At 62.6% G+C, this 25,713-nt stretch carries 23 protein-coding genes and 1 tRNA gene; 12 read left to right on the top strand and 12 right to left on the bottom strand.

Annotated elements, in window-relative coordinates:
* Positions 1-17: 17 nt before the first annotated feature.
* Positions 18-620 (bottom strand): PPA1309 family protein, encoded by a 603-nt coding sequence (locus tag A0W34_RS11085; protein WP_081557678.1) that lies wholly within the window; start codon positions 618-620, stop codon positions 18-20.
* Between the two features lie 174 nt (positions 621-794).
* On the opposite strand from A0W34_RS11085, the gene A0W34_RS11090 reads away from it, so the two are divergent.
* Positions 795-3,710 carry a UPF0182 family protein gene (locus tag A0W34_RS11090; RefSeq protein WP_207623849.1) on the top strand — a complete coding sequence of 972 codons (2,916 nt, stop codon included), beginning with the start codon at positions 795-797 and terminating at the stop codon, positions 3,708-3,710.
* An 89-nt stretch (positions 3,711-3,799) separates the two neighbouring features.
* Here A0W34_RS11090 and A0W34_RS11095 read toward each other — a convergent pair whose 3' ends face one another.
* Positions 3,800-4,354, bottom strand: coding sequence for a transglycosylase family protein (locus A0W34_RS11095; protein WP_003942299.1), 555 nt, complete (start codon positions 4,352-4,354; stop codon positions 3,800-3,802).
* 450 nt (positions 4,355-4,804) lie between these two features.
* On the opposite strand from A0W34_RS11095, the gene A0W34_RS11100 reads away from it, so the two are divergent.
* Positions 4,805-4,878 (top strand) — tRNA-Met (locus tag A0W34_RS11100).
* A 74-nt stretch (positions 4,879-4,952) separates the two neighbouring features.
* Positions 4,953-5,729, top strand: a complete 777-nt coding sequence (locus tag A0W34_RS11105) for an esterase/lipase family protein (RefSeq protein WP_081557679.1) — start codon at positions 4,953-4,955, stop codon at positions 5,727-5,729.
* A gap of 4 nt (positions 5,730-5,733) precedes the next feature.
* Here A0W34_RS11105 and A0W34_RS11110 read toward each other — a convergent pair whose 3' ends face one another.
* The 4 genes from A0W34_RS11110 to A0W34_RS11125 are packed head-to-tail and all read right to left on the bottom strand — an operon-like array spanning position 5,734 to position 9,177.
* Complete coding sequence (locus tag A0W34_RS11110; protein ID WP_007731273.1) at positions 5,734-6,378, bottom strand: GntR family transcriptional regulator; 645 nt, start codon at positions 6,376-6,378, stop codon at positions 5,734-5,736.
* Between the two features lie 47 nt (positions 6,379-6,425).
* Positions 6,426-7,496, bottom strand: coding sequence for an isopenicillin N synthase family dioxygenase (locus tag A0W34_RS11115; protein WP_081557680.1), 1,071 nt, complete (start codon positions 7,494-7,496; stop codon positions 6,426-6,428).
* Positions 7,493-8,398: an ABC transporter permease gene (locus A0W34_RS11120; protein ID WP_007731277.1), complete on the bottom strand. Its 906-nt coding sequence runs from the start codon at positions 8,396-8,398 to the stop codon at positions 7,493-7,495. Before A0W34_RS11120 ends, A0W34_RS11115 begins: the two co-directional genes overlap by 4 nt.
* Positions 8,395-9,177: an ABC transporter ATP-binding protein gene (locus tag A0W34_RS11125; RefSeq protein WP_003942349.1), complete on the bottom strand. Its 783-nt coding sequence runs from the start codon at positions 9,175-9,177 to the stop codon at positions 8,395-8,397. Before A0W34_RS11125 ends, A0W34_RS11120 begins: the two co-directional genes overlap by 4 nt.
* A gap of 251 nt (positions 9,178-9,428) precedes the next feature.
* On the opposite strand from A0W34_RS11125, the gene A0W34_RS11130 reads away from it, so the two are divergent.
* From A0W34_RS11130 to A0W34_RS11140, 3 genes are read left to right on the top strand one after another with little or no spacing between them, the layout of a single operon-like run.
* Positions 9,429-10,619, top strand: coding sequence for a nitrate ABC transporter substrate-binding protein (locus A0W34_RS11130; protein ID WP_232330017.1), 1,191 nt, complete (start codon positions 9,429-9,431; stop codon positions 10,617-10,619).
* A gap of 15 nt (positions 10,620-10,634) precedes the next feature.
* Positions 10,635-11,612: an isopenicillin N synthase family dioxygenase gene (locus tag A0W34_RS11135; RefSeq protein ID WP_003942293.1), complete on the top strand. Its 978-nt coding sequence runs from the start codon at positions 10,635-10,637 to the stop codon at positions 11,610-11,612.
* Between the two features lie 40 nt (positions 11,613-11,652).
* Positions 11,653-12,981 (top strand): amidohydrolase family protein, encoded by a 1,329-nt coding sequence (locus A0W34_RS11140; protein WP_003942357.1) that lies wholly within the window; start codon positions 11,653-11,655, stop codon positions 12,979-12,981.
* Between the two features lie 6 nt (positions 12,982-12,987).
* On the opposite strand, the gene A0W34_RS11145 is transcribed toward A0W34_RS11140, so the two are convergent.
* The 3 genes from A0W34_RS11145 to A0W34_RS11155 all read right to left on the bottom strand — a co-directional run bounded on the left by A0W34_RS11145 (position 12,988) and on the right by A0W34_RS11155 (position 17,460).
* Positions 12,988-14,622 (bottom strand): acyl-CoA synthetase, encoded by a 1,635-nt coding sequence (locus A0W34_RS11145; RefSeq protein WP_003942348.1) that lies wholly within the window; start codon positions 14,620-14,622, stop codon positions 12,988-12,990.
* Between the two features lie 156 nt (positions 14,623-14,778).
* Complete coding sequence (locus A0W34_RS11150; RefSeq protein WP_003942363.1) at positions 14,779-15,984, bottom strand: acyl-CoA dehydrogenase family protein; 1,206 nt, start codon at positions 15,982-15,984, stop codon at positions 14,779-14,781.
* Between the two features lie 27 nt (positions 15,985-16,011).
* Positions 16,012-17,460 (bottom strand): acyl-CoA dehydrogenase family protein, encoded by a 1,449-nt coding sequence (locus A0W34_RS11155; RefSeq protein ID WP_081558789.1) that lies wholly within the window; start codon positions 17,458-17,460, stop codon positions 16,012-16,014.
* A 103-nt stretch (positions 17,461-17,563) separates the two neighbouring features.
* Between A0W34_RS11155 and A0W34_RS11160 the strand changes: the two genes are divergently transcribed.
* Both A0W34_RS11160 and A0W34_RS11165 read left to right on the top strand, forming a co-directional pair.
* Positions 17,564-18,709: a sensor histidine kinase gene (locus A0W34_RS11160; protein WP_232330018.1), complete on the top strand. Its 1,146-nt coding sequence runs from the start codon at positions 17,564-17,566 to the stop codon at positions 18,707-18,709.
* Complete coding sequence (locus A0W34_RS11165; RefSeq protein ID WP_081557682.1) at positions 18,706-19,344, top strand: response regulator; 639 nt, start codon at positions 18,706-18,708, stop codon at positions 19,342-19,344. The genes A0W34_RS11160 and A0W34_RS11165 overlap by 4 nt, the downstream gene beginning before the upstream one ends.
* Here A0W34_RS11165 and A0W34_RS11170 read toward each other — a convergent pair.
* The 3 genes from A0W34_RS11170 to A0W34_RS11180 all read right to left on the bottom strand — a co-directional run bounded on the left by A0W34_RS11170 (position 19,338) and on the right by A0W34_RS11180 (position 22,303).
* Positions 19,338-20,870: a multicopper oxidase family protein gene (locus tag A0W34_RS11170; protein WP_081557683.1), complete on the bottom strand. Its 1,533-nt coding sequence runs from the start codon at positions 20,868-20,870 to the stop codon at positions 19,338-19,340. The genes A0W34_RS11165 and A0W34_RS11170 overlap by 7 nt on opposite strands.
* A gap of 136 nt (positions 20,871-21,006) precedes the next feature.
* Positions 21,007-21,789, bottom strand: a complete 783-nt coding sequence (hisN, locus tag A0W34_RS11175) for a histidinol-phosphatase (RefSeq protein WP_081557684.1) — start codon at positions 21,787-21,789, stop codon at positions 21,007-21,009.
* Between the two features lie 19 nt (positions 21,790-21,808).
* The gene (locus tag A0W34_RS11180; protein WP_007731285.1) at positions 21,809-22,303 is read right to left on the bottom strand and encodes a beta-class carbonic anhydrase; all 495 of its coding nucleotides are present in this window, start codon (positions 22,301-22,303) and stop codon (positions 21,809-21,811) included.
* A gap of 109 nt (positions 22,304-22,412) precedes the next feature.
* On the opposite strand from A0W34_RS11180, the gene prfB reads away from it, so the two are divergent.
* The 4 genes from prfB (at position 22,413) to ftsE (ending at position 25,660) form a co-directional block, all read left to right on the top strand.
* Complete coding sequence (prfB, locus tag A0W34_RS11185) at positions 22,413-23,519, top strand: peptide chain release factor 2 (protein ID WP_003942364.1); 1,107 nt, start codon at positions 22,413-22,415, stop codon at positions 23,517-23,519.
* A 22-nt stretch (positions 23,520-23,541) separates the two neighbouring features.
* Positions 23,542-24,426, top strand: a complete 885-nt coding sequence (locus tag A0W34_RS11190; protein ID WP_003942304.1) for a mechanosensitive ion channel family protein — start codon at positions 23,542-23,544, stop codon at positions 24,424-24,426.
* On the top strand, positions 24,423-24,908 hold the full coding sequence (locus A0W34_RS33155; protein WP_081557685.1) for a hypothetical protein: 486 nt from the start codon (positions 24,423-24,425) through the stop codon (positions 24,906-24,908). Before A0W34_RS11190 ends, A0W34_RS33155 begins: the two co-directional genes overlap by 4 nt.
* A gap of 71 nt (positions 24,909-24,979) precedes the next feature.
* A complete protein-coding gene (ftsE, locus tag A0W34_RS11200) occupies positions 24,980-25,660 on the top strand; it encodes a cell division ATP-binding protein FtsE (RefSeq protein ID WP_020969258.1) in 681 nt (226 codons plus the stop codon).
* Positions 25,661-25,713: the final 53 nt, after the last annotated feature.

Genomic DNA, 25,713 nt, shown 5'->3' on the forward strand with positions numbered 1-25,713 from the left:
GGCCGCCGACGACTATGTCAGTCTTCTTCGACCTCGTCGAGCGTCGCGTACAGGGCGTGCACGAGGTGAGGTGCAAGACCGTCGTAGGTGAGCAGTTCCAAGTCACCGTACGGATCCGCATCCTCGTCGGGACGCATCTGTAGGAGCGACAGCGAGGGACCGTCACGGAGCACTCCGACGAACAGTCGAGCCTCGCGTCGATCGGGATGCGCGTTGGCCGTCAGTCGCGCGACCTCGTCCGCAGCATGCTGATCGGTCAATACCGGCGCCGTGGCGTGATCGAGATCCGATTCCGCCTCGGGCGGCAGGACGACGATCTCCTGCACCAGGATGCAACCCTGCACGGACTCGGGCCAATGCGTCGTCGCCAGGAACTCGTCGAGTGCCCGTGAACCGCCGATGATGTCCTCGGGAAGCGATTCCTGTTCGATCGGTGTGTATTCGGCGCCCTCGGCGAGTTGGTCGAGCAGTCCGGGTTCGGCCGCGGCGAGTATCTCGGTGGGTACCAACGCGTACAGCTTCGGCGGTTGATCCCAGCCTTCGGCGTCGATGTGGTCGACAACTTCATGAACGCACCGGGCGAGGGCACTCGGTGATCTGCTCATATTCTCTTCACTCACGCCTTCATCCTCCCACCTTCTGTCCGGCTCCCCGCTCTCCGTGTTGTCAACCCGTGACCGTTGTTACGTAGAGTGGTCGGAAACGGCCAAGTCCACTCGGGCGTGGCCGCAGTGATCGATGCAATCGGTTGCGACGCCACGGCGTCGCCAAATCTTGGAGCGTGGCACGTGGGCATGCGGCCCCCCGCAGGTTTACCCTCTCTGTCCAGACGCAGTCGAATCTTGTTGGTGGTGGCTGTCGTAGTGGCGGCCTTGCTGCTCGTGGGGCCGCGACTGATCGGCATGTACACGGACTGGTTGTGGTTCGGCGAAGTCGGCTTCCGCGGTGTCTTCACCAAGGTTCTGCTGACGCGATTCGTGCTCTTCCTGGTCGTCGGAATTGTCGTCGGCGCCATCGTGTGGCTCGCGATGCTTCTCGCGTACCGCGCACGCCCGGTGTTCGTCCCGGTCTCCGGACCCAATGATCCGATCGCGCGCTACCGCACCACCGTCATGTCGCGTCTTCGTCTTTTCGGCGTGATCATTCCGGTAGCGATCGGCATCCTGTCCGGTCTCATCGCACAGGCCAACTGGGTCACTATCCAGTTGTTCCTCAACGGCCAGGCTTTCGGGATCACCGATCCTCAGTTCAACTTGGACGTCGGCTTCTACACGTTCGATCTGCCGTTCTACCGTTTCGTTCTGAATTGGTTGTTCGTCTCGATTCTGCTTGCCTTCGTGGCAAACCTGGTCACCCACTACGTTTTCGGTGGGATCAAGTTGGCCGGGCGCAATGGGACGTTCACCACGGCCGCTCGTATTCAGCTGGCTGTCATCGCCGGCACCTTTGTGCTTCTCAAGGCGGTGGCGTACTGGTTTGATCGGTACTCGTTGATGTCGAGTAGTCGTAAGGAACCGACGTTCACCGGCCCGGGCTTCACCGACATCAATGCGGTCCTGCCGGCGAAGCTCATTCTGTTGTCCATTGCGGTCATCTGCGCCTTGGCGTTCTTCGCCTCGATCTTCACGCGGGATCTTCGGATACCGGCCATGGCAGTCGCTCTACTGGTTCTTTCGTCGGTCCTCGTCGGTGCCGTCTACCCGATGATCGTCGAGCAGTTCTCCGTCAAGCCCAATGCGGCGCAGAAGGAGAGCACGTACATCGAACGAAACATCGAAGCGACCCGTCAGGCGTACGGGATCACGGAAGAAAACGTCGACTACGTCGACTATCCGGGAATTGGCACCAAGCAGCCCCAGGACGTTCCGGCAGACCGGACCACGATCGCGAACACACGCCTGTTGGATCCGACCATTCTGTCGCCGACGTTCACCGCTCAGCGTCAGCTCAAGAACTTCTACGGGTTCCCGCAGACGCTCAACGTCGATCGTTACGAACAAGACGGCCAGTTGCGCGACTTCGTTGTCGCCGCGCGTGAGCTGTCGCCGAACAACCTTTCCGGCAACCAGACGGACTGGATCAACAAGCACACGGTCTACACGCACGGCAACGGTTTCGTCGCCGCCCAGGCCAACGAAGTCACGGCCGTGCAGGGCGACAGTCAGAACAACACCGGTGGCTACCCGATCTACTCGGTGAGCGACCTGACGACCACGCCCGAGAACGAGAATCTCAAGGTGGACAATCCTCGTTCGTACTACGGCGAGGTGATCAGTCAGTCGGACGCCGATTACTCGATCGTCGGTTCTGTCGACGGCGAGGGACCTCGTGAGTACGACACCGACACCTCGAAGTACACCTACACAGGTTCGGGTGGCGTTTCGATCGGCAACTGGTTCAACCGTCTTGCATTCGCGGCGAAGTACACCGAGCGCAACATCCTGTTCTCGAGTGCAATCGGCTCGAACTCCAAGATCATCTTCAAGCGTGATCCGAAGGAAAGAGTCGAGGAGGTCGCGCCTTGGCTGACGACCGACGGCGCTGCTTACCCCGCAGTGGTCGACGGCAAGATGCAGTGGATCATCGACGGCTACACCACCGCCCAGGACTACCCGTACGCGCAGCGCAGTTCGCTCGACGGGTTGGTCGAGGACAGTATCGACCAGACGACCGGGCGCCTCATTCCGCGTCAGGAGTTCTCCTACATCCGTAACTCCGTGAAGGCCACGGTCGACGCCTACGACGGCACGGTCACGCTGTACCAGGTCGACGAGCAGGATCCGGTTCTGAAGGCATGGATGGGAGTCTTCCCGAACACGGTGAAGCCGAAGAGCGAAATCTCGGACGACCTGCAGGCGCACTTCCGGTACCCAGAGGACATGTTCAAGGTCCAGCGAGAGATGCTGGCGAAGTACCACGTCGACGATCCGAGTGAGTTCTTCACCAACAATGCGTTCTGGTCGGTTCCGAGCGATCCGACGATCGACACGTCGGCCAACCAGCCGCCGTACTACGTGCTGGTGGGCGACAAGGACACCGCGAAGGCGGATTTCCGTCTGACCAGTCCAATGGTCGGGTTCAGTCGTGAGTTGCTGTCGGCCTACATCTCGGTGGCGAACGACAAGGAGAACTACGGCAAGTTCACGGTGCTGCAGTTGCCGACCGATACGCAGACTCAGGGTCCACAGCAGGCTCAGTCTGCGATGACGTCGGATTCGCGTGTTGCTTCGGAAGTGTCACTGCTCAAGCAGTCGAACAAGATTCAGTACGGAAACTTGCTGACTCTGCCGATTGCCGAGGGCGGAATCCTCTATGTCGAGCCTTTGTACTCGCAGCGAAACTCGCAGAACGCGTTCCCTCAGTTGGCGCGTGTATTGGTGAGCTTCAGCGACACCAACGGCATTCGGATCGGTTATGCACCGACCGTCTCCGAGGCGATCAGTCAGATTTGGCCGGGCGCAGGTTCGGCAGCGACGGTCACCCAGCCGGCACCCGATCCGGATACCGGAGCGCAACCGGAAACGCCGACAACTCCGACGGCACCGGCCCCGCCGGCTTCTTCGGATGACGTCACGAAGGCGCTGGCCGAGGTCAATTCGGCAATGGCGGCATTGAAGTCGGCGCAACAGAGCGGTGACTTCACCAGCTACGGTGCTGCGCTCGACCGCCTGCAGAAGGCTGTTGACGCGTACCAGGCGCTGCCGAGGTAAGCGGCGTCAGTTCATGGATAGCAGAAGGCCCACCATCCGATCGGATGGTGGGCCTTCTTGTGTGCTCAGGTGAAGCTGTACGAGCTGAATCAGCGCAGTGCTGCAACGATCGGTGCGTTGGCATCGGAGAGCTGCTGGAACTGTGCGGCGAAGCCGTACTGGCCGGCGAGGTCACGAGCGGTGTCGTAAGCCTGCTGTGCGGCGGGCTTGAGCTCGGCCGGGATCTCGATGGCGGGAGCAACTGCGGGTGCCTCGGCGACGGGAGCCGGTGCTGCGGCGGGAGCTTCTTCGACTGCAGGCTCGCTCGCGACGGTCAGACGCTGGCCGCAGACGGGCCATGCGCCGGGGCCCTGGCTCTGCAGGGTGTTCTCGGCGACGCGGATCTGCTCTTCCTTGGAAGCGTTGGCGGGCGAGCCGGTGCCACCGTTGGCGGTCCAGGTGCTCTGCGAGAACTGCAGGCCGCCGTAGTAGCCGTTTCCGGTGTTGATGTTCCAGTCGCCACCGCTCTCGCACTGTGCGACGCCGTCCCAGTTGTGGGTGGCTGCGGAAGCGGTGCCGGTGCTCATGGTGAGGGGCACTGCGACAAGTGCGCCGGCTACTGCCAATGTGCCGAATGCACGCTTGCTGATGCTGGTGTACGTCATGTCGGGGTAAATCCTCTCCGCGCTTGCTGACATCGGCGGGCCTGCGGGTCGGCGATGATGCTGACTTTCCCGGGCGCTTGTCTCTCCGTGTCTCTGCCCCTCGAAGGTTTCGGGGGTTCCGATCCCGCGGGGCAGAGTGGAGCAGCGGCGGGTCGGCGTTCGCCCGGTTGATTCGGGCCGGGACCGACCGTACGGGAGCGTCGAACGAGGGTCGATTCGCAATTTTCCGGACTGTCTGGTCTGCTCTCGACCCAAAATTTTAGCGTTTGTGCTGGTAGAGCCTTTCCGATGCCGTTTCGACGTACGTTCGTTACATGCTTGTTATGTGTTGATGCTCACGGGCATTTTGTGAACCCAGTCACCCGATTCTTCGACTTTCAGGCGTGTATTTCGCTCCAGCGCAGGCGATTTGCGTTCCGTTCACCTGCTCGTGTAACTTTGTCCATGCATCGCGGGGTGGAGCAGCTCGGTAGCTCGCTGGGCTCATAACCCAGAGGTCGCAGGTTCAAATCCTGTCCCCGCTACTAGAAAAGGACCGCCGCACTGGATTCCAGTGCGGCGGTCCTTTTTTTGTGCGCAGCCGTCGTAGGGTGGCGACGTGCGACTCTCGAAGATTCTTTTGGCGATGGCGGTGACTACTTCGCTGGTGACCACCGCTCTGGCGTTCTCGGCAGGAAGCGCTGCCGCCGGTGGGCGGATCACCGATGCGAAGCGCGTGGTCTTCATCGTTCCGGGGCAGCAGCTCTACAACTCGGGAGAAACGCACCAGGCGACCTACCGCGCCCTCGACAAGGCACTGAGCGCTGCGGGCTACGAGACACACTTCGTCGACGCACCCGGCAAGATGATTGCGGCCGACGCCGAGCTGATTGCCGATTCGATTCGCTCCTACGCTGCCGGCGCTGACTCCGTCGGGGTGATCGCGCACAGTGCGGGTGGACTGTGCTCCCGGTACTATGCGAAGTTCCTCGGTGGCTCCGAAGTAGTGGATTCATTCGTCGCCATCGGTGCGCCACAGTACGGTAGCCCCGGTGGCTGCGTACAAGGCCCTGCCGACGGTTACGACACCTGCATGTTCTCCGAAGTTCTCACCAAGCTCAATGCCGGTGAGGACACTCCTGGATCTGCCTACTATTCGGTGGTGCAGAGTTCGGGCGAGTGGGCGGACGGTCGGTTGGACGGGGGCCAGTGCCGGGTGTACGTCGATGGCGTTCCCGGGGCCGGAACCGGAGGAGACCACCTCACCGAGCTCGAGCATCCAGAGGTCATCTCGGGAGCGATCAGCGCTTTGGGGCGCGACTGTGTCGGTACGTTCGTGGACGAGAACGACGGCGACATCACCTGGCCTGACACGCTGTTTCCGTCATTTCGGTAAAGCTTCAGGTCCGGGTTGTTCGGACGAGTAGCCCGGCTACGTGTGCGCTCGCGGCAGTCCTCGCCCCCAAGGCGTCACCCGATTCGATGGCCGCGACTATACGAGCGTGCTCGGTGACAGCGATCCGCCGATTGAGCTCGAGGCTCCACATGTCCGAACGGTAGAGATGTGACTGTCCGTCCAGACGATGCAGGGCTTCGCTGAGTGGGTGATTGCATGCAGTCTCACGAATCAAGGTGTGGAACTCGAGGTCGAGCTTCGAATCCCGACGCTGATCCGGCGGGCTCTCGAGAAGTTCGCGTTGCACCTGCACCATCTTGTTCAGCTGTGACACGGTTTCGTGCGTGGCATTGGCCGTCGCGTTGAACGCCGCGAGACCGTCGAGTACCTCACGCACCTCGAAGACCGCGCGCAGAGACTCCGCGTCCAGCGAATCGACTTTTGCACCCGCGTTCCGTGTGTGGACGGCGATGCCCTCGTAGATCAACTGCTGCACGGCCTCGCGGACCGGCGTTCGACTGACATTGAGCTTGCTCGCCAGCGCGGGAACACTCAGTGGTGTCCCCGGCGCCAGCTCGCCCGAAAAGATCAGTTCGCGAAGCGTCTCGTGCACGGACTCGGTGAGTAAAGCTCGTTCGGTGGTGGTCATCTTGTCCTCACTTCGATCCTGCACGATGTCGACGGTACCCGGGAGCGTTATCCAGCGGCGCGCACCCGGTCAGCGCTGCGACTGTCGACGTCGGGCGCCGTCGCGCCTTTCAGTCCGGCCACTTTGGCCGCGATGTTCTCAGCGATCGTGATCGGCGGGTATCCCACTTCGCCCGGTGTGAGAGTCCCTGGCAGTGCTTCGATGACGGCGTCGTAGTTCCCGTCGAAAAAGAATGCGGCAGAGCGACGTCGGATGATCTGACCATCGACGATAGGTGGGTCGACTCGGTGCACTGTCGAGCGCCATCGGTCGTTCGTCCAGCGTGCCATCGCGTCGCCGAGGTTGATCAAGAGTGCGCCGTCGTCAGGTTGGACGTCGTGCCATACGCCGTCGGCACTCAGAACTTGAAGGCCCGGAACTTGATCTGCCCACAGGATGGTCAAGATTCCGAAGTCGGTGTGAGCGCCCATTCCCGTCATGTCGCCGGAGATGCGGATCTCGCCCTCGGGCAGTGCGTAGTTGTTCATCTTCATCGCGTCGATCGAATGGTCGAGCATCGAATCGAAGTACCCGGGCTGCAATCCGAGAGCGTCGGTAAAGGCGCACATCAGGATTCGTGCCAAGCCCTGGGCATGACGGAAATACTCTTCGATTGCCGGTCGGAATCCGGGCGCGGCCACGGGCCAGGTGTTGGCGGCGTAGCTGGACTCGGGTAGGTCGACGCCCGGATAGTCGCTCACCTCTGTGCCCACGACTATTGCTTCGTAGAAATCGTTCATCTGGTTCGCGGCGGCGACGCCCAGGCTCATGCTGAGTGATTCCGATTTCGGTGGTGAGTAGCCGCGGTTCTCGGACGAGGGACGGCGATAGTTGTTCTTCACCGTCAGTGGGAGAGCAAAGAACTCGTCGAGAGCGTCGGCCAGTCCTTCGGTCGCCGATCGTGGAATGCTGTGTCCGACAATCTGTATGAATCCGACCTCCCGGCACGCGCGATCGAGTTGAGCTGCCACTTCCGCACAGGCAGTGCTGTTGGTGGCGTTTGCAACCGCTGCCTCGCCGCGGAGGTACGGGCTGATATCGATCGTAGGAATTTCGAAGACAGGAGTTTCGTGGGTCATTTAAAGTCCTTGCGGCCGGACGTGTGCCACTTACCGACGAGCACACGTGAGAGGAATCCAAAGGCAGAGAAGACGAGGACACCGAACACCGACGCGATCACGATCGCGGCGATCAGATCCTCGGACTGAAGGCGGCTTCGGTAGACGTCGAGCAGCGTTCCGATCCCGGGTTGTCCTTTGGCGAAGAACATGTCGCCGATGATGGCACCGACGACAACAAGGCCGGAGGCGGTGCGGATGCCGGTGAGAATAGCCGGCATTGCCGCTCGCAGTTCGAGTTTCACCAATCGATCCCAACGGGACGCGCGGCCGAGGGTGAAGAGTTCGTGCAGTCCGCGATCGACCGATTGCAATCCGAAGTGTGTGTTGGTGATGATCGGGAAGGCTGCGATGAGAACACACACCAGGGTACGCGCGGTCATACCGTAGCCGAACCAAAGCCCGATGAGGGGGACGATGGCGAGGATGGGAATGACCTGCAGCACAACGGCATAGGGATAGACGATCCGCTCGATCCACTTGGCCTGGCTCATCAGCACGCCGGTTCCGACGCCGACTGCCACCGCGACGACGAAGCCGACCAGTGCTACCTGTGCCGTCACTGCGAGGGCTTCGAGCATGGGAGAGAGGTGTTTCCAGTCGAGTAGCGACTTTGTCAGTACTTGACTCGGCGGCGGAAGGAGAAATCGACGTTCCGGGGAGAGAACGAGGTAGCTGACGATCGACCACGCTGCGACCGCGCCGGCAAGTGAGAGCAGCGGATAGAGCAGGAAGGTGCCGAGCGCTCTCATTCGCGAGGGCCGTCCGGGCTGTGACTGTGCTCGCGCGGCGGTCGCAGAATCAGTGCGAACGGCGGAATTGCGTGCGGTGGTGCCCTGTTGCACTGCAAGGACTTCGGTCATCGTGAGCTCCCATGGAGACTGGCCGAGATCTCGGCGACGTGTTCGGTGTATCGGGCGTCGTAGCGCAGTTCCGGGCTACGCGGGTACGGGAAATCGATGTCCACGACCGAATGGATTCGTCCGGGCCGGGCGGTCATGACGACCACCTTGTTTGCGAGGTACACGGCCTCGGATACCGAGTGCGTGATGAACATCGAGGTGAACCCCTTGTCGGTGTAGAGCCTTTGCAGCTCTACCTGCATCTCCAGTCGTGTCATCTCGTCGAGAGCACCGAAAGGTTCGTCGAGCAGCATCACAGCAGGTGCGAGGGTGAGCGCTCGCGCCAACGAGACACGCATCTTCATTCCGCCCGACAACGCGTTGGGCAGTTGTTTCGCAAAGTCCGCCAGGCCCACTGCGCGAATTGCCTCGTCGGCGCGCAACTTTCGGGCTGCTTTGTCGCCGCCACCGAGTTCGGCGGACAATTCGACGTTGGCCTGCACGGTTCGCCAGGGGAGGAGAGTCGGCTCCTGGAAGATGAAGCCAACTGATTCGGTGTCGAGGGCAACCGCGCCGCTGGTCGGTCGCTCGAGGCCGGCCGCCATGCGCAACAAAGTCGACTTGCCGCAGCCGGAGGGTCCGACCACGGCGACGAAGTCTCCTCGCTCCACGTTCAGATCGATGCCGTCCAGCGCGACAGTGCCGGTATCGAACTTCTTGACGACATCGGAAAAGACCATCTGCATCGGTGCGGTGAGCTTGCGAGCGTCGGCATCCTGCATCGTGTTCGCGAGTTCCATCTGAGCCTCCGGTTCAATAATGCATGCAAAAGTTCTTCAAGATGTATGAACCATCTTGAATTGCATGTATGTCGCCTAGATTGCTGAATGTAAATGTGAGGTGACATTGCAGGTGAAGCGAGAATCCTGGCGCGCGTTACCTGATGGAAACAACTAGTCGATTGCATGTAATCCATGTGCTGCAGAGTGTGCACATCGGATCATCCTTCCTGGTTCGCCCACATCCCAATTGTTTTCACGAAGGAGACGCTGTGTATTCAAATCGCAAGGTGCATTCCAATCGCAGAAGTGTGGGAGCGGCCGGCGCGGCACTGGCCATGTGTGCAGCCATCGGATTGACTGCGTGCAGCTCCAGTGGGGCTGAGACGGCCAAGGCTGAATCTCTCGAACCAGCTGCCGAGGCTCAGAACCTAGCGGGTCTCTGTCCGGAAAACGTTGTGGTTCAACTCCAATGGCAGCCGCAGTCGGATATGGGAGCGCTCTTCGAGATGCTTGGTCCCGGCTATTCGGTCGACACCGACGACAAGTCCGTCAGCGGGACTCTTGTCGCCGGAGGGAAGGACACCGGAGTCGACTTGACCTTGCGGGCCGGGGGACCGGCAATCGGGTTCCAATCCGTCAGCTCCCAGATGTACGTCGACGATTCGATCACTCTCGGCTTGGTGCACGGCGATCAGGTGATCGCGGCAGCGGCAAGTCAGCCCGTCGTGGCCGTCACGCCATTGCTCAAGTACAGCCCGGCAATCCTCATGTGGGACAAAGAGTCTCATCCGGAATGGGCGAGTGTTGCCGATATCGGCAAGTCCGACGCGAGTGTCGTCGTTTCCAAGGAGCAACTGTTTCCGCAGTGGCTCGTGGCGAAAGGCCTACTGAAGCAGTCTCAGCTCGACACGAGCTACGACGGAGCTCCCTCGCGATTTGTCGGTGACCCGACCATCGCTCAGCAAGGATTCGCGAATTCGGAACCGTACACGTACGAGAAGGAGACGCCGGCGTGGGACAAGCCGGTTTCCTATGACCTGCTGAAAGATTCGGGTTTCGACATCTACGCGTCCAATGTTTCCGTTCGTGCCGACAAGGTCGAGACACTCTCCCCGTGTTTGAGCAAGCTGGTTCCGATCATTCAGCAGGCCACCGCGGACTACATCACAGCGCCGGATACGGCGAATGCTGCCATTGTCGACGTCGTCTCGCAGGACGTGTCGTTCTCTCCCTACACCGAGGGTGAAGCAGCGTTCAGTGCCCAACTCTTGAAAGAGAAGGGCCTGATCGCGAACGAGGCGGACGGATCCGTCGGCACGTTCGACATGACGCGAGTCGCTCACACCGTCGAAGAACTGAAGCCCATCCTGAACGCCGGGGGTGCGGCGATACCGCAGTCATTGACTGCAGAAGCGATCTACACCGACAAGTTCACCGATCGGTCCATCGGAATCCGCTGAAGGAGCTGACAGCAAATGACGTACGACATGACAGAACTCAACCGCGAGACCCGCATGGGTGGCCTGGGCACGGAGACCACCGACCGCGAGGTCCGAAGAATCGATCTCTCGGATTTCGAGAACCGGCGCAGCGAGATCGCCGAGGAGTTGTGGTCGGCAGCGACCGACATCGGATTCTTCCAAATCGTCAATCACGGGATCGATCTGGACCAGGTCCGCGAGGCTTTCGCGGCGGCCGAGCGATTCTTTGCACTGCCCACTGAGGTCAAAGCGCAGTATCCGCTCAAGAAGGGTTTCAACTCCGGCTGGGAGAGCATGACGCAGGTGCGTCCGTCCATCGGAACACCTGATCAGAAAGAGTCCTATCAGGTGACCCGCCCGCATATGGGTGATCTGTGGCCCACTGCAGACGAATTGGGCGGATTCCGCGAAACGATCCTGGACTTCGAAGCCAAGTGCTGGGGCATTGCGATGGACCTGTTGTCGTGCTTCGCCGAGAAGCTGGGATTCGAACGAGACTTCTTCACCAGGGCACATGACCCGTCGGTGGACACCTACCAGAGCACGCTGCGACTACTCCACTACTTCCCCCTTGCCGCCGACGCAGATGTCGAAGGGATGTGGCGTGCCGGAGCACACACCGATTTCGATTGCCTGACATTGCTTTTCCAGCGTGACGGCCAGGGCGGCTTGCAACTGTGCCCGGGCAAGGAGATGGACACCCAGGAATGGACGTCGGTGGTGCCGGCTGAGGAAGCAATCACCTGCAACATCGGCGACATGCTGATGAGATGGAGTGATGACGTCCTGCCGTCGAATTTTCATCGAGTCAAGAGTCCCGGAGTCACCGACTATCGGGGAGCCCGCTACAGCCTCGCGTTCTTCGCTCAGGCGAACCGCGACGTGACCATCGAGGGGCCGGCGGGCAAGTACCCGCCGATCACTGCCGAGGACTACATCGACCAGCGAGTACGCGCGAACTTCGCGCGTTGATCCGTATCCGTTCCGTCACACACTTTCAGGAGAACTGGCGATGACTACCGCGCCCAAGAACATGACCGACGCGATCATCCGGGACGTGACGTTGTACAGCGGCGGGCAATGGCTGACCGGCCACGACGTCGTCGTCTCGAATGGGGTGGTCGAATCGATCGAGAAGTCGACCGGCACCGCCACACCTGGAAGTGTGGACGGATCGGGGGCGTATCTGATCCCTGGCTTCGTCAACACCCATACGCACCTTCAGCAGTCACTGATGCGTGGGATCGCCGAAGGGACACCGCTTCTCGAATGGCTACTCGCGGTCGCAGAAGAGTCGGTTCAGATCACGCCGGAGCGCGCATACACGGCCACTGTCGCAGCCTCGCTGGAGGCATTGCGCAGCGGTACGACCACCCTGGTCGAACACATGTGGCCGCACCCGTCCAGCGAGGTTCACGATGCCGTGATCCGGGCGTTGCACGACACCGGGATTCGTGCGGTGCTGGGACGCGGAACCGCAGACCGGGCGGACAAGACGAGGAAGTGGGGCTTCGATCCGCGGCTCATGCAACCACTCGGAGACGTTCTCGCACATACGGATCAGATGATGCGGGACGTCGCCGGTTCCCGCATTGACGTGGCAGTCGCGGTACCGAACCCGCGTTCGCTGACCCCGGAGGGGATGTCGGAAGTGCGTGAGTTCGCGCAGGCTCGCGACCTGACGGTCTCGATTCACCTGCTCGAGACGCAGACCGACAACACGATGTGTACCGAACACGCGGGCATGAACGCGGTCGACTACCTGGATTCCCATGGGTTCTTGTGGGACCGGGTGCTGGCGGTCCACTGCGTCGAACTCGACGACCGTGGTCAGAAGGTGCTGGCGGAGCGCGGCGTCGGAGTGTCGTACAACCCCGTCAGCAACATGCGCCTCGGTAGCGGAATCGCGCCCGTCCCGAGTTTCCTCGACGCGGGGATCGCGGTGGGGTTGGGTGTGGACGGCGCAGCCAGCAACGATACTCAGGACATGCTCGAGACGCTGCGCACCGGCGCCTATGTGCAGCGAGCCGCGCGCGGCCGTGCCGACCTGCTCGGTTTCGAAGCCATGATCGACATCGCATCCGGCGGTGCAAACGCAGCACTCGGTCTGCCGGCCAGGTCCGGCGGGATCTCCGTGGGCGATCCCGCCGACCTCACCATGATTCGGTTCGAACGCGACTTCGGTTGCCTCCCGGTGCGAGATCCGGGCGCGTCCATTCTCACGACGGGTAGTCGTCAGATAGTGGACACGGTGTTGGTTGCGGGCGAGGTCGTACTCCGCGACGGGCACTCCACTCGCGTCGACGAGGCGGAATTGATCCGCACGCTCAGCGCTTTGTGACTGTGCTCAGTCTTCGCTGATCTCCATCTCGATCAGGACGCGGCGCAACAGCTTTCCGGTGGCGTTGCGGGGAAGTTCGTCGATGAAGACGATCTCGCGGGGAACCTTGTAGCGCGCGAGATTCGACCGGACGTGATCCTTCAGCTCGTCGGAGTTCTGGTCGGCGCCGTGGGCGACGACGACAAAAGCTCGCAGGCGGTGCCCGAAGTCGGCGTCCTCGACTCCGATGACTGCCGCTTCCAAGACGTCCTCTCGATCGGCGAGCAGGTTCTCGACTTCGAGCGGGTAGACGTTCTCGCCACCGGAGACGATCATGTCGTCGTCGCGGCCGTCGACGAAGAGGAGGCCGTTGGCGTCGAAGTGTCCGACGTCGCCGGTCGAAAGAAGTCCGTCGATACGTTCCTTGTCGCGCCCGTCGGTGTATCCCTCGAAGCTCAGCCCGCTGGCGACGAAGATCCTGCCGATCGTGTGTGGGGTGGTGATCTTCTTGTTGTTCTCGTCGAACAGTTCGACGTGACAGGTCACCGGAGCGCGGCCCGCGGTTCCCGGCGCAATGGTCAGATCCTCGGGAGTTGCGACCGTGGCCACTGCGACCTCGGTGGATCCGTACAGGTTGTAGAGGACGTATCCGAACGAGGCCGTGACTCGCTTGCACAGATCGGGTGAGAGTGACGAACCTGCCGAGAAGATGATCTTCAGGTTCGACGTGTCGTACTTGGACAGCACGTCGGGACCGAGGTCGATGATGCGAGTGAGCATCGTCGGGACCACGACCAGACTGTCGCACTTGTACTGGGCGACGAGCTTGATCGTGTTCTCCGGATCGAACTTTCGATGCATGACGACGGTCTGGCCGAGCGCCAACGCGAGAGCGAACTGCGAGACACCGGTTCCGTGGAAGGCGGGGGCCGCCATCATCATGGTCTGTCCGCGGCGCAATGGCACGCGGTCGAGGAACTGCGCCGACGCGAGAGGGGAGGTGTGGCCACGCGGCGCACCCTTGGGAGTTCCTGTGGTGCCGCTGGTGAGGAGGACGAAGCCACCGTTCTTCTCGGGTGCCGGCACCGACGACGTGGTGCGTCCGGCGATGGCCTCGTCGAGAGTGGCTGCCGTGGAACCGTCAGCGGCCGTGCCCTCTGGCCAGGAACGATAGACGACGACGTCGTCCGGCAACGCATCGGCGATGTCCGCGAACTCGTCGTCGTAGACGAAGGCGACCACCTTCTCCCGCGCGGCGACGTCCACGAGTTGGGGCCGAGCGAAGCCCGTGTTCATGAGAACGAGCTTCGTTCCGTTCTTCGCTGCCGCCAGCATGGTCAGGACCAAGCCTCGATGGTTACGGCACATCGCACCCATGACGGAGTCGGAGGTGATGCCGTCGGCCTGCCACGCCCGGACCAACGCGTTGCTCTGACGCTCGAGCTCGGCATAGGTGATGGGGCCGCGCTCGTCGATGATCGCCACCGCGTCGTAGCCGTTCTCGGCGTGTGCATGGACCGGCCCGGCAAAGGGTCCGTACTTGTCCACGGCTGCAATGGATTTGAGTCCGCGATCGAGGCGAGGGAACGGGACGAGTCCGGCTCGGAACATGACCCCCGCCGCGCCGATGGTGTCAGTGACCTTGGTGACCAATCCGGGCATACGTGAACCTCTTCCGAGCGTCGTTGTAGGACTGATTACACACTAATGCGCAATCAGGTTTCGGTGGTGAAGTTTCACGATGGCGACCGAGCACTCCGCCCCGCCACCTCGAAAGGTGGCGGGGCGGAGTGTTTCGGGATCTGGTCCGTGCGACCGTCACTTCAGTTCGGCGGACGACTTTCCGAGTAGACGGCGTGCGACGATCAGCTGCTGGATCTGCTGGGTGCCCTCGAAGATGTCGAGAATCTTCGAGTCGCGGCCCCACTTCTCGAGCAACGGGCGCTGCGAGTAGCCGTAAGTGCCGGCCAACTCGACTGCCTTGAGCGTCACGTCGGTGCCGGTGCGGCCGGCCTTCGCCTTGGACATGGACGCTTCGAGCGAGTTCGGCTTCTTGTTGTCGGCCATCCACGCCGCGCGCAGAGACAGCAGGTACGCGGCCTCCCAGTCGGCTTCCAAACGGATGAACTCGGCTGCAGCTGCATGCTGGTTGTAGACCGGTGTGTCGTAGGAGATCTCGACACCGGCTTCGGTCAGGATGCCGCGCAGTTCTTCGAGAGCTGCGCGTCCGACGCCGACGGCCATGGCTGCAACGAGGGGCCGGGTGTTGTCGAACGTCTGCATGACGCCGGCAAAGCCCTGCTCCACGTTGACCTCCGGGCTGCCGAGGATGTTGTCCGCGGGAATGCGGCAATCCTGGAGCAGGAGTACTGCGGTGTCGGAGGCCTTGATGCCCAGCTTGTGCTCGAGGCGGGCAACGCTCAGGCCCGGTGCGTCACGCGGAACGACGAACGATTTAATGGCCGCTCGGCCCTTCGACTTGTCGACCGACGCCCACACGACGATGTGCGTCGAACGCTCACCGGCGGTGACGAAGATCTTCTCGCCGTTGAGAACCCACTCGTCGCCGTCGAGAACGGCGGTGGTGGTCACTGCGGCGGAGTCGGAACCGAAGCTCGGTTCGGTGATGGCCATCGAGGCCCACACCTTGCCGAAACGTTCGAGCTGTTCGTCGGTTGACACTGCGGCGATCGCGGCGTTGCCGAGCCCCTGGTAGGGGATCGAGAGCATGAGTCCGACGTCGCCCCAAGACGTTTCGAGCGAGTTGAGGAGCGCAGACATGTTGCCGCCGTTGGCGTTGCCACCCTTGGCGCTCGCGTCGGACCGTCCGCCGCTGGCACCGCCGATGTCTCCACCGGAATCGGAGAGGCCTTCGACCATGGCGGCCATGGTGTCGAGCTCGACGGGGTACTCGTGCTCAGCGAGATCGTACTTACGTGAAATGGGTCGGAAGATCTGCGCCGCGACCTGATGTGCCTGGTTCGCTGATGCTTTGAGCTTCTTGGGAAGTTCGAGGTTGATCATCGTGGTTCTCCTGGAAGTTCAGCGGCGTCAGATGAGGACGATGCCCTCGGCAACGCCGATGGCACGGAGGTCGCGGTACCAGCGCTCGACCGGGTGTTCCTTGGTGAACCCGTGTCCACCGAGGAGTTGCACACCGTCGAGGCCGATCTGCATGCCCTTCTCGGAAGCCAGCTTCCGGGCCAGAGCGGATTCGCGAGCGAAGGACAAGCCCTGCTCGGCGCGTGAAGCGCCCCGAAGCGTGACCAGGCGCAGTCCGTCGAGTTCGATGCCGATGTTGGCGACCATGAAGGCAACCGCCTGGCGGTGGCTGATCGGCTCGCCGAACGCTTCGCGCTCGTTGACGTACGGAATCACGTAGTCGAGAACTGCCTGGCTGGTTCCGACGGCCATGGACGCCCAACCGAGGCGAGCCAGGCGAATCGCGTCGGCGTATTCGGCCTTGCGCTGCTCGGCGTCACCGTCGCCGAGCAGTGCGGACTCCGACACAGCGACGTCGGTGAGGATCAGGCGACCCAGACCGGCGGCGCGCAGACCCATGCTGGGATCTGCTTCGACGACGAGTCCCTTGGTGTCGGATTCGACGATGAAGAAGGACGGCTTGCCGTCGAGTTCTGCGGCGATGACGAAGAGTTCGGACGTAGCGGCGGCGGGCACCAAGCTCTTGACGCCGTTGAGCTTGTAGCCGCTGGGGGAGCGCACTGCCTTGGTCTGCAGGGCAAACGGATCGAACAGTGCGCGTGGTTCGTTGACCACCACTGCTGCGCCGGGGACCTGCTCGCCGGTGAAGGCCGGAAGGTAGGTCTTCTGCTGCGCGTCGGTGCCCCACTGCGTCAGTGCGACTGCCACACCGCTCGGTGCGAGGATCGGAAGTGCAAGTCCCATGTCTCCGTGCGCAAGTGCCTCGGCAACAAGAGAATTGGTGACTGCGCCGCGATCGGCGGCTGCTCCGTCGAGTTCTTCGGGAACGTTGATCAGCGTGATGCCGAGCTCGGCCGCGCGCTTGGAGAGATCGGCGGGGGCCTGCGCTGCGCCGTCGGCGTCGTGCGCTGCGGGACGCAGGATCTCGGCCGCGAACTCGCGCACGGTCTCGACGATCATCTTCTGGTCGTCGTCGGGGGTCAGATCGAAGTAGTCGGCGTTCTTGCTCGGGTTGTCGGGCAGGCGCTTGGGTGCGCCGTTGCCCGAGACCTTCTGGAATCCTCGAGTGGCGGCACCCAGGGTTTTGAAGCCCGTCTTGGTGCCCTCGTAGGTCACGCGATCGATGGTCTGACGCAGATTGAACTTCTCGGCCAGTTCCGAACCGGTGATCTTGGTAAGCACACGCATGGCTGCGCCCATGGCGTCGCGTTTGATCGGGTTCAGGCCGACGGCGGACGTGTCGCGGGGCGCACCCTTGGCGCCGCCGCGCTGCGCGCCCGATTCGCTGCGCTGAGCGCTCCTGTCGGGGGCAACACTGTCTTGCTTGGTCATGATCACCAGCTGTTTCTCGGTGTTGGGGCGTTGGACGATCCTTATCTTACTCATCAGTAAGGTCTGTTGTCGAGAAACCGCGAAATGATGCGCGTCATAGGCTCGAGGGGTGAACCGGACAGAGGTGCCAGATCGGATACAGCGGTACGTGCGCTACACGCCGTTGGTGGTGGTCCCGTGCCTGTTGATCGCCAGCACGTATCCGGGGGAGTATCGAGTTCCCCTCACCTACTGGATTCTGTCGATGCTGTCGGCGCTCGCCTTCGCTGTCGGCCGTCGATGGCCGGTCTTCGCGTCCCTGGTCATCTCGGCGCTCGCCGTTCCGATGTTCGTCGCCGACGCCTGGGGGCTGTCCGAGCTTGTTCCGTATCTCGGGGCGGTCGCCGTCGTCGACGTCACGATGCGGGCCGAGCGTAGAGAAATGGTTGCCGTATCGGCAGCAGGATGGTGCGGTTCGGTGCTCGCGGGGATCTGGTTCGAATCTCACGAAGCGTTCTGGTCTGTCACGACGGCTGTGAAAGTGCTTGCGTACGTGGGGTTGCCACTGCTGCTCGGGCTGTATCTACGCTCGCAGCGTGAATTGGCCGCGAACAATCTTGCGCAGACCCGCGCTGCGGAGCGCAGTGCGCTCGCCCGCGAACTGCACGACCTGGTTGCGCACCACATGGCATCGATCGTCCTGAGAATCGGCGTGGCTCAACATGTCTTGGCGCCCCAGGACGAGGCCGTGCGTGAGGTCCTCGCGGATGTGCGTGGGACTGCGTCCGATGCGCTGGCCGATATCCGTCGCCTCCTGGTCGCACTTCGTGATCCTTCGCTCGGTGAGGTCGCTCTGGTCGAGCCGGATGCCGTCGAGGCGGAAATCGAGGCGGCGATAGATCGTGTGCGTGCGGCGGGTTTCGAGGTGCAGGCAGTCTTCGATGCCCAGGAGAATGTCGAGTCAGGCGCAGCCGATCTCGACGCGATCGGGAGGCTGACGTTGTTGCGGGTGATTCAGGAATCACTGACCAACGTCATGAAGCATGGCGACAAGAAGGGGCTGGTATCGGTCTCGGTCGGTCGCGAAGACAACCGGGTGCATGTCAGGGTTGTCAACGACGTCGAGGGATCGCCTCGGAGTGCAGGTCATGGCCTGGTGGGAATGCGGGAGCGTGCGGAGTTGGTCGGCGGCGAGATGACCGCGGGCACCAACAGTGACGGGAAATGGGAAGTGCACGTGAGTATTCCACTCGTTGTCTCGGGCGATGTCTCGTGATCAGCGTGCTGATCGTCGACGACCAGCGACTTGTGCGCGCCGGTTTGCGGATGCTGTGCGCGGCAGCCGAGGACATGACCGTGGCCGGTGAGGCGTCGAACGGCGTCGAGGCGATAGCGCTCGCTGCAGAATTGGATCCCGACGTGATTCTGATGGACTTGAGAATGCCCGGGCTGGACGGGATCGGCGCCACGCAGCAGATCGTCAAGGCCGGTCGTCGAGCGCGCATCCTCGTGCTGACCACCTTCGACGACGACGATCATCTGTATCCCGCACTCGCCGCGGGGGCTTCGGGATTCTTCGTCAAGGACACCGAACCCGCCGAGTTGCTCGGTGCCATTCGGCGGATCGCCGAGGGCGAGATGGTGTTCACTCCGGAACTTCTCCGCCGCGTTGTGGATCGAGCGGTGATCGGTGGTATCGCAGACACTGCTGCGACGGAGAAGGTTCCGTTGACCGATCGCGAATCGCAGGTCCTCGCGCTGGTGGCAGAAGGGAAGAGCAATCAGGAGATCGCGGACACGCTGCATCTCGGTGTGACCACGGTGAAGACGCACGTGGCGAACCTGATGTCGAAGACCGGTTGCGACAATCGGGTTCGCCTCGCCGTGTACCACTTGCAGAACTTTCAGTGACCGGAGTGCGAACCAGGCATCGGCATGTCCATCGGCATGTCCATCTGCATCGGAGCCGCCTTCTGTCCCGGTTCGAGGACGAGGAATTGGCCCATCATCCCTTGGTCCTCGTGCATCAGCAGGTGGCAGTGGAACATGTACGGGAAGGTGGGATCGGTGTACTCGGACCACTGCAGTGCGACGCGAACCCTGCTGCCCGGCGGTGTGTAGACGGTGTCCTTGAGTCCGCGCAAGTGCGGCGGGGGAGTGCGACCGTCGACGTCGAGGATCTGGAACTGGACGTCGTGGACATGGAAATTGTGTGGCCAGTTGTCCTTGTTGGTGATCGTCCACACCTCGGTCGCGCCGACCTCGGCCTCGAAGTCGATGCGGTTCATGTCCATTCGTTGCCCGTTGATCATGTACCACTGCAGATCGAAGGTTCGGGAAACGCTTGCCTTCGACGGATCCAGACGCGGCAGTACGGCCAACTGCGCCGGGAGAGTCGACCGTGACGCGCGGCTGGCAACGCCCCGCAGTTCGAGGATGTCGAAGCGGTCGTTCATGCCGAAGTTCTCGGCGTCGGAGGAACTCACGCCACCGCCGTCCTCGATCGGGAACGACACCAGTGTGGTCGTCGCACCGGGGTCGACGCGAACCACGATCTCGGCTCGTTCGCCGGGGCTGAGCTGAATCCGCTTGATCGCAATAGGTGATTCGAGCAGTCCGCCGTCGGTGGCAATCAGATCGAACGTGCGGTCGTCGGGGAACCCCAGGTTGTAGAGACGGCCGGAAGAGCCGTTCAGAATGCGTAACCGGACGACCCCGGTGGTGACGTCGAGGTAGGCGTCGGAGATGCCGTTGGTGACGATCGTGTCGCCGAGCAGGCCTATGTCGGTCGGATCCGATTCGTCGAAGCTGCCGTCGGCGAGGAATCGACGATCCTGGATGATCAGCGGAACATCGTCGACACCATAGGTTTTGGGGATGTCCAACGCCCGCGTGTCGGCGTCGTCGATCAGGAACAGTCCGGCGAGACCGCGCTGCACGTGCCGTTCGGTGGATCCGTGCGGGTGTGGGTGATACCAGAGCGTCGACGCCGACTGGCCGATCGTCCACGCCGGTTCCCAGCGTCCGCCGGCTTCGATGGTCTGGTGCGGGCCGCCGTCGTATCGGGCGGGCAGATGCATGCCGTGCCAATGGACGGTCGTGGGCTCTGCCAGTGTGTTGTCGATCGTGAATGCGACAGATTCTCCGCGTTCGGCGCGGACGGTCGGCCCCAGAATGGATCCGTTGAAACCCCAAGTGTCGGTGAGTTTTCCCGCGACGATCTCGGTGGTCCCGGCACCGGCACGAAGTGTGAAGTGGCGAACACCGGCGTCGTCGACGGTGGATTCGGCAAGCGGCGGAATCGGTAGCGGACGCGAAGTTCCGGCCACCGCCAACGTGGCGCTCTTCGCTGCCGGGTCGGCGCCGCAGCCCACCGCGAGCCCGAGGGGCGCTGCGGCCAGACCGAACAGAATCGTGCGCCTGGAAATCCGGTTCATCGTTCTCCTGGAAGTAGTGCGTGATCAACTACTTCCAGTCAACGGGCCGAGATGTCGTGCCGAATCCTGCCGGCGGGCCTGTCGGAACTCCTCCCTCGGACCCTTGCGGCGGGTGGGATGTTCTGGTACTCGGGTGTTACCGCAGGCGGGCCAGAACGTCTTCGTGCAGCAGTCCGTTGGTGGCGACCGCGCTGCCGCCGTGCGGACCTGCGCCGCCGTCCAGATCGGTGAACGCGCCGCCGGCCTCACGGACCAATACGTCGAGCGCTGCCAGATCCCACAGGGAAACCTCGGGTTCGGCAGCAATGTCGACGGCGCCTTCGGCCACGAGGCAGTAGGAGAAGAAGTCCCCGTAACCGCGCACGCGCCAGACGTCGTCGGTGAGTTCGACGAACTGATCGCGAATTCCGCGGTCCTTCCACCCCGAGAGGCTCGAGAAGCTCAGGCTCGCTGACTCGCTGCGATCGACGGCGGATACCTGGATCGCCCGCGCATCACTGTCCCCGAAGGAAGTATGTGCACCCAAACCTGTTGCAGCCCACCATCGCCGATTCAGTGCAGGTGCGCTCACGACGCCGATGACCGGGACGCCGTCCTCGAGCAAGCTGATCAGCGTGGCCCACACCGGTACGTTGCGGACGAAGTTCTTGGTCCCGTCGATGGGGTCGACCACCCACTGTCTGCCCTCGAAGACTGCGTCGCCGCCGAATTCCTCGCCGAGTACGGAATCCGCAGGACGATGCTCACCGAGCATCGCGCGCACTGCTCGCTCGACAGCCAGATCGGCGTCGGAGACGGGGGTGAGGTCCGGCTTGTCGTCCACTCGAAGGTCGAGGGCGCCGAAGCGGGCGCGAGTGATCGCGTCAGCCTCGTCGGCGATACGGAGGGCGAGTGCGAGGTCGGATGCGCGATCGGTCACGGGTACACAACCTACCGGCTCAATCGGGGAGGACCTCGTTCAGCTTTCCGGTTGCGACGTCGAAGACGAATCCGCGTAGGGAGGTCGTCGCGGTGACGAACGGACTGTTCTCGATGCGCTTCAACGACTGACGGACGTCCTCGTCGATGTCGGGAAACGATTCGGCAGCCCAATTTGGTTTGATGCCGATCTCGTCCTGGATGGATCGCTTGAAGTCGTCGTCGGTGAACGTCAGCATTCCGCAGTCGGTGTGGTGGATGAGGATGATCTCGGTAGTTCCCAGCAGACGCTGGCTGATGGCCAGGGATCGGATCTCGTCGTCGGTGACGACTCCACCCGCATTGCGGATGACGTGCGATTCGCCTTCCTTGATTCCCAGCACCCGATAGACGTCGATGCGGGCGTCCATGCAGGCGAGTACGGCGACGTGTTTGCTGGGTGGGAGGGGGAGCGGTCCGGTGAACTGCTCGGCGTAGGCGGCGTTGTTCTGCAGGTATTCGTCGGTGACAGTCATCGTTCCAGTAGGTTCCCTCGGAGCGAGGTTGGCAAGGCTTCCAGTCCCGGTGATCCCAATACGTGACGGGCGGCAGGGCCGAGGTCGGCACCCGGTAGCCTTGAGAACCGTGCATCCCGACGTAATTGCAGACCTGAACGCCCTCGACACCACCCTTCGCACCTGCGAATCGGTTGTGGACGTCGAGGAGCTGCGCCGACGCATCGACGAGCTCGAGCACCAGGCAGCCGACCCGGGTCTGTGGAACGACCAGGAACACGCCCAGCAGGTCACGAGCCAGCTCTCCCACGCGCAGGCCGAGCTGCGCCGGATCGTGGCACTACGCGAGCGACTCGACGAGATGCCGATCCTCTACGAACTGGCAGAAGACGAAGGCCCCGACGCGGTGGCCGACGCCGACGCCGAGCGCGCGAGCCTGCGAGACGACATCGCGGCGATGGAAGTCAAGACCATGCTCTCGGGCGAGTACGACGAGCGCGACGCGCTCATCAACATCCGCTCCGGTGCCGGCGGTATCGACGCTGCAGACTGGGCCGAGATGCTCATGCGTATGTACATCCGCTGGGCGGAGAAGCACGACTACGGCGTCGAGGTCTACGACACGTCGTACGCCGAAGAAGCCGGACTCAAGAGCGCGACGTTCGCGATCAAAGGCCCGTACACGTACGGCACGTTGTCCGTCGAGATGGGCACCCACCGGCTCGTTCGCATCAGCCCCTTCGACAACCAGGGGCGTCGTCAGACGTCGTTCGCCGAGGTCGAGGTACTGCCGGTCGTCGAGACGACCGACCACATCGAGATCAACGAGAACGACATCCGCGTCGACGTCTACCGCTCGTCCGGTCCCGGCGGCCAGTCGGTCAACACGACGGACTCCGCCGTTCGACTCACGCACATCCCGACGGGAATCGTCGTCACCTGTCAGAACGAGAAGTCGCAGCTCCAGAACAAGGTGTCGGCGATGCGCGTCCTGCAGGCAAAACTGCTCGCGGTCAAGCGTCAGGAAGAGCGCGCCGAGATGGATGCGCTCAAGGGCGACAGCGGCAGCTCGTGGGGCAACCAGATGCGCTCCTATGTTCTGCATCCGTACCAGATGGTCAAGGACCTGCGTACCGAGTACGAGGTCAACAACCCGTCGGCAGTGCTCGACGGCGACATCGACGGGTTCCTCGAGGCCGGCATCCGCTGGCGCATGAGCGAGAACCAGTCCGCATAGCGTTCGGATACCGAAAGGCACGATGACTTTACTTCGACCTGGGCAGAACCTGCTCGATTGGCTTCAAACCACCGGTTTGTCCGTCCTCATGACCGTGCTCGGGGCGATGATTCTCGCCCGGTTGGTCAGTTGGGGAGGCAACAAGGTCACCGACCAGATCGACTCCAACTATCAGTTGGGCGATGCGCTGGTTCGTTCCGAGGCGACCAAGCATCGTCACTCGGTCGCGCAGGTCATCACCTGGGTGGTCATCACGTTCATCTACGTGATCGCGACGCTGAAGGTTCTCGACCAACTGAACCTGCCGATCGGAAGTCTCGTCGCGCCGGCGACCGTTCTCGGTGCGGCGCTCGGTTTCGGTGCACAGCGCGTCGTGCAGGACATTCTTGCCGGTTTCTTCATCATCACCGAACGTCAGTACGGCTTCGGTGACACCGTCCGGCTTGCGATCACCGGCTCCTCCGACGACGCCGAAGGTGTCATCGAGGACGTGACCCTGCGCGTGACGCGGATGCGAAACTCCGACGGCGAGGTCATCACCGTTCCCAACGGCCAGATCGTGAAAGCGACCAACCTGTCCAAGGATTGGGCACGCGCCGTCATCGACGTTCCGGTTCCGGCGACCGCCGATCTCACCCGGGTCAACGAGGTGCTTCGCCAGGTCGGAGTCGACGCGATGGCCGACCGCGGACTCAAGAAACTGCTGCTCGACGAGCCCACGGTCATGGGCGTCGAAAGCCTGGAGGTCGATCAGGTCAACGTGCGGATGGTCGCGCGCACACTCCCTGGCAAACAGTTCCAGGTCGGACGCGCTCTTCGCGTCCGCGTCGCCGCAGCGCTGCGACGTCAGGGGATCACGGTGTCACCGGATCTGCACACCGTACGGACCGAGGAGGCGAGCGAATGACCGATCAGGAACCGCGCCGCGGACTCGACCGACTGTTTCACCTGGACTGGCTCCCGTCCCGGATTTTCGGCGGCCGGATGCGAACCTCTACCTTCATTCTCATCGTGGCGTGGATATTGACGTATCTGTTGCATACGTATCTCAATCCTGAGGACCCGACCGCAGTGACACCACCGCCCAGCGTGGACACGTCGCAGACCGAGCCTTACGTCGCGCCCTCGGTCAAACCGTCGACGACGACCCCCGTGCCGTCCTCGAGCGAGCCGACGACTACGTCCGAGACCCAGTCTCCGGAATCGAGCACGGGCAGCTCAGGTTCTCCGACGCCGACTTCGGGTCCCGCGCCTGCGCCGGGCAACGCCGAACAGTCCGCGACCACGGTGCCGACCACTCCGGCGACGACGACCGTTCCCCAACCTGGCGCGGCGATGCAGGCACCGACGTCGGTGCCGCAGTCACCCGCGACCACCGGTACCGGATAAGGACGAGGGTGCTCGCGCGTGGCGCCAAGGTCACCGTTAGATAACGGCTAGACTGGCTAGTTGTGATCAGCATGAAGAATGTGTCGAAGTCCTACAAGGCCTCCACCAGGCCGGCGCTCGACAAGGTCAGTGTGGAGGTGGAGAAGGGGGAGTTCGTCTTCCTCATCGGCCCCTCCGGCTCCGGCAAGTCGACGTTCATGCGGTTGCTGCTCAAGATGGAGTCGCCCACGTCCGGCGACATCGAGGTCGCGGATTTCCACGTCAACAAGTTGGCGGCCCGCCGCGTGCCGAAGCTTCGCCAGAGCATGGGCTGTGTGTTCCAGGACTTCCGCTTGCTTCAGCAGAAGACGGTCTCCGAGAACGTGGCCTTTGCATTGGAAGTCATCGGCAAGCCCCGCAACGTCATCGCGCGCACTGTGCCCGAGGTTCTCGACATGGTCGGTCTGGCCGGCAAAGCCGATCGACTGCCCACCGAACTTTCCGGCGGTGAGCAGCAGCGCGTCGCCATCGCCCGCGCATTCGTGAACCGCCCTCTCGTGCTGCTCGCCGACGAGCCCACCGGCAACCTGGACCCCGAAACGAGCCAGGACATCATGCTGCTGCTCGAGCGGATCAACCGCACCGGCACCACCGTCGTGATGGCGACCCACGATCACCACATCGTCGACTCCATGCGTCGACGCGTCATCGAACTCGATCTCGGCAAGGTGACCAGAGACGAAGCGCGGGGTGTGTACGGCGTCGGCAGGTAGCGCCGACTACGACCACACGTCCCGTACGCCCACCGGTTGTCGTGAAACAACCG

This window comes from Rhodococcus sp. BH4, assembly GCF_002079265.1.
GTDB classification, from domain to species: Bacteria; Actinomycetota; Actinomycetes; order Mycobacteriales; family Mycobacteriaceae; genus Rhodococcus_F; species Rhodococcus_F qingshengii.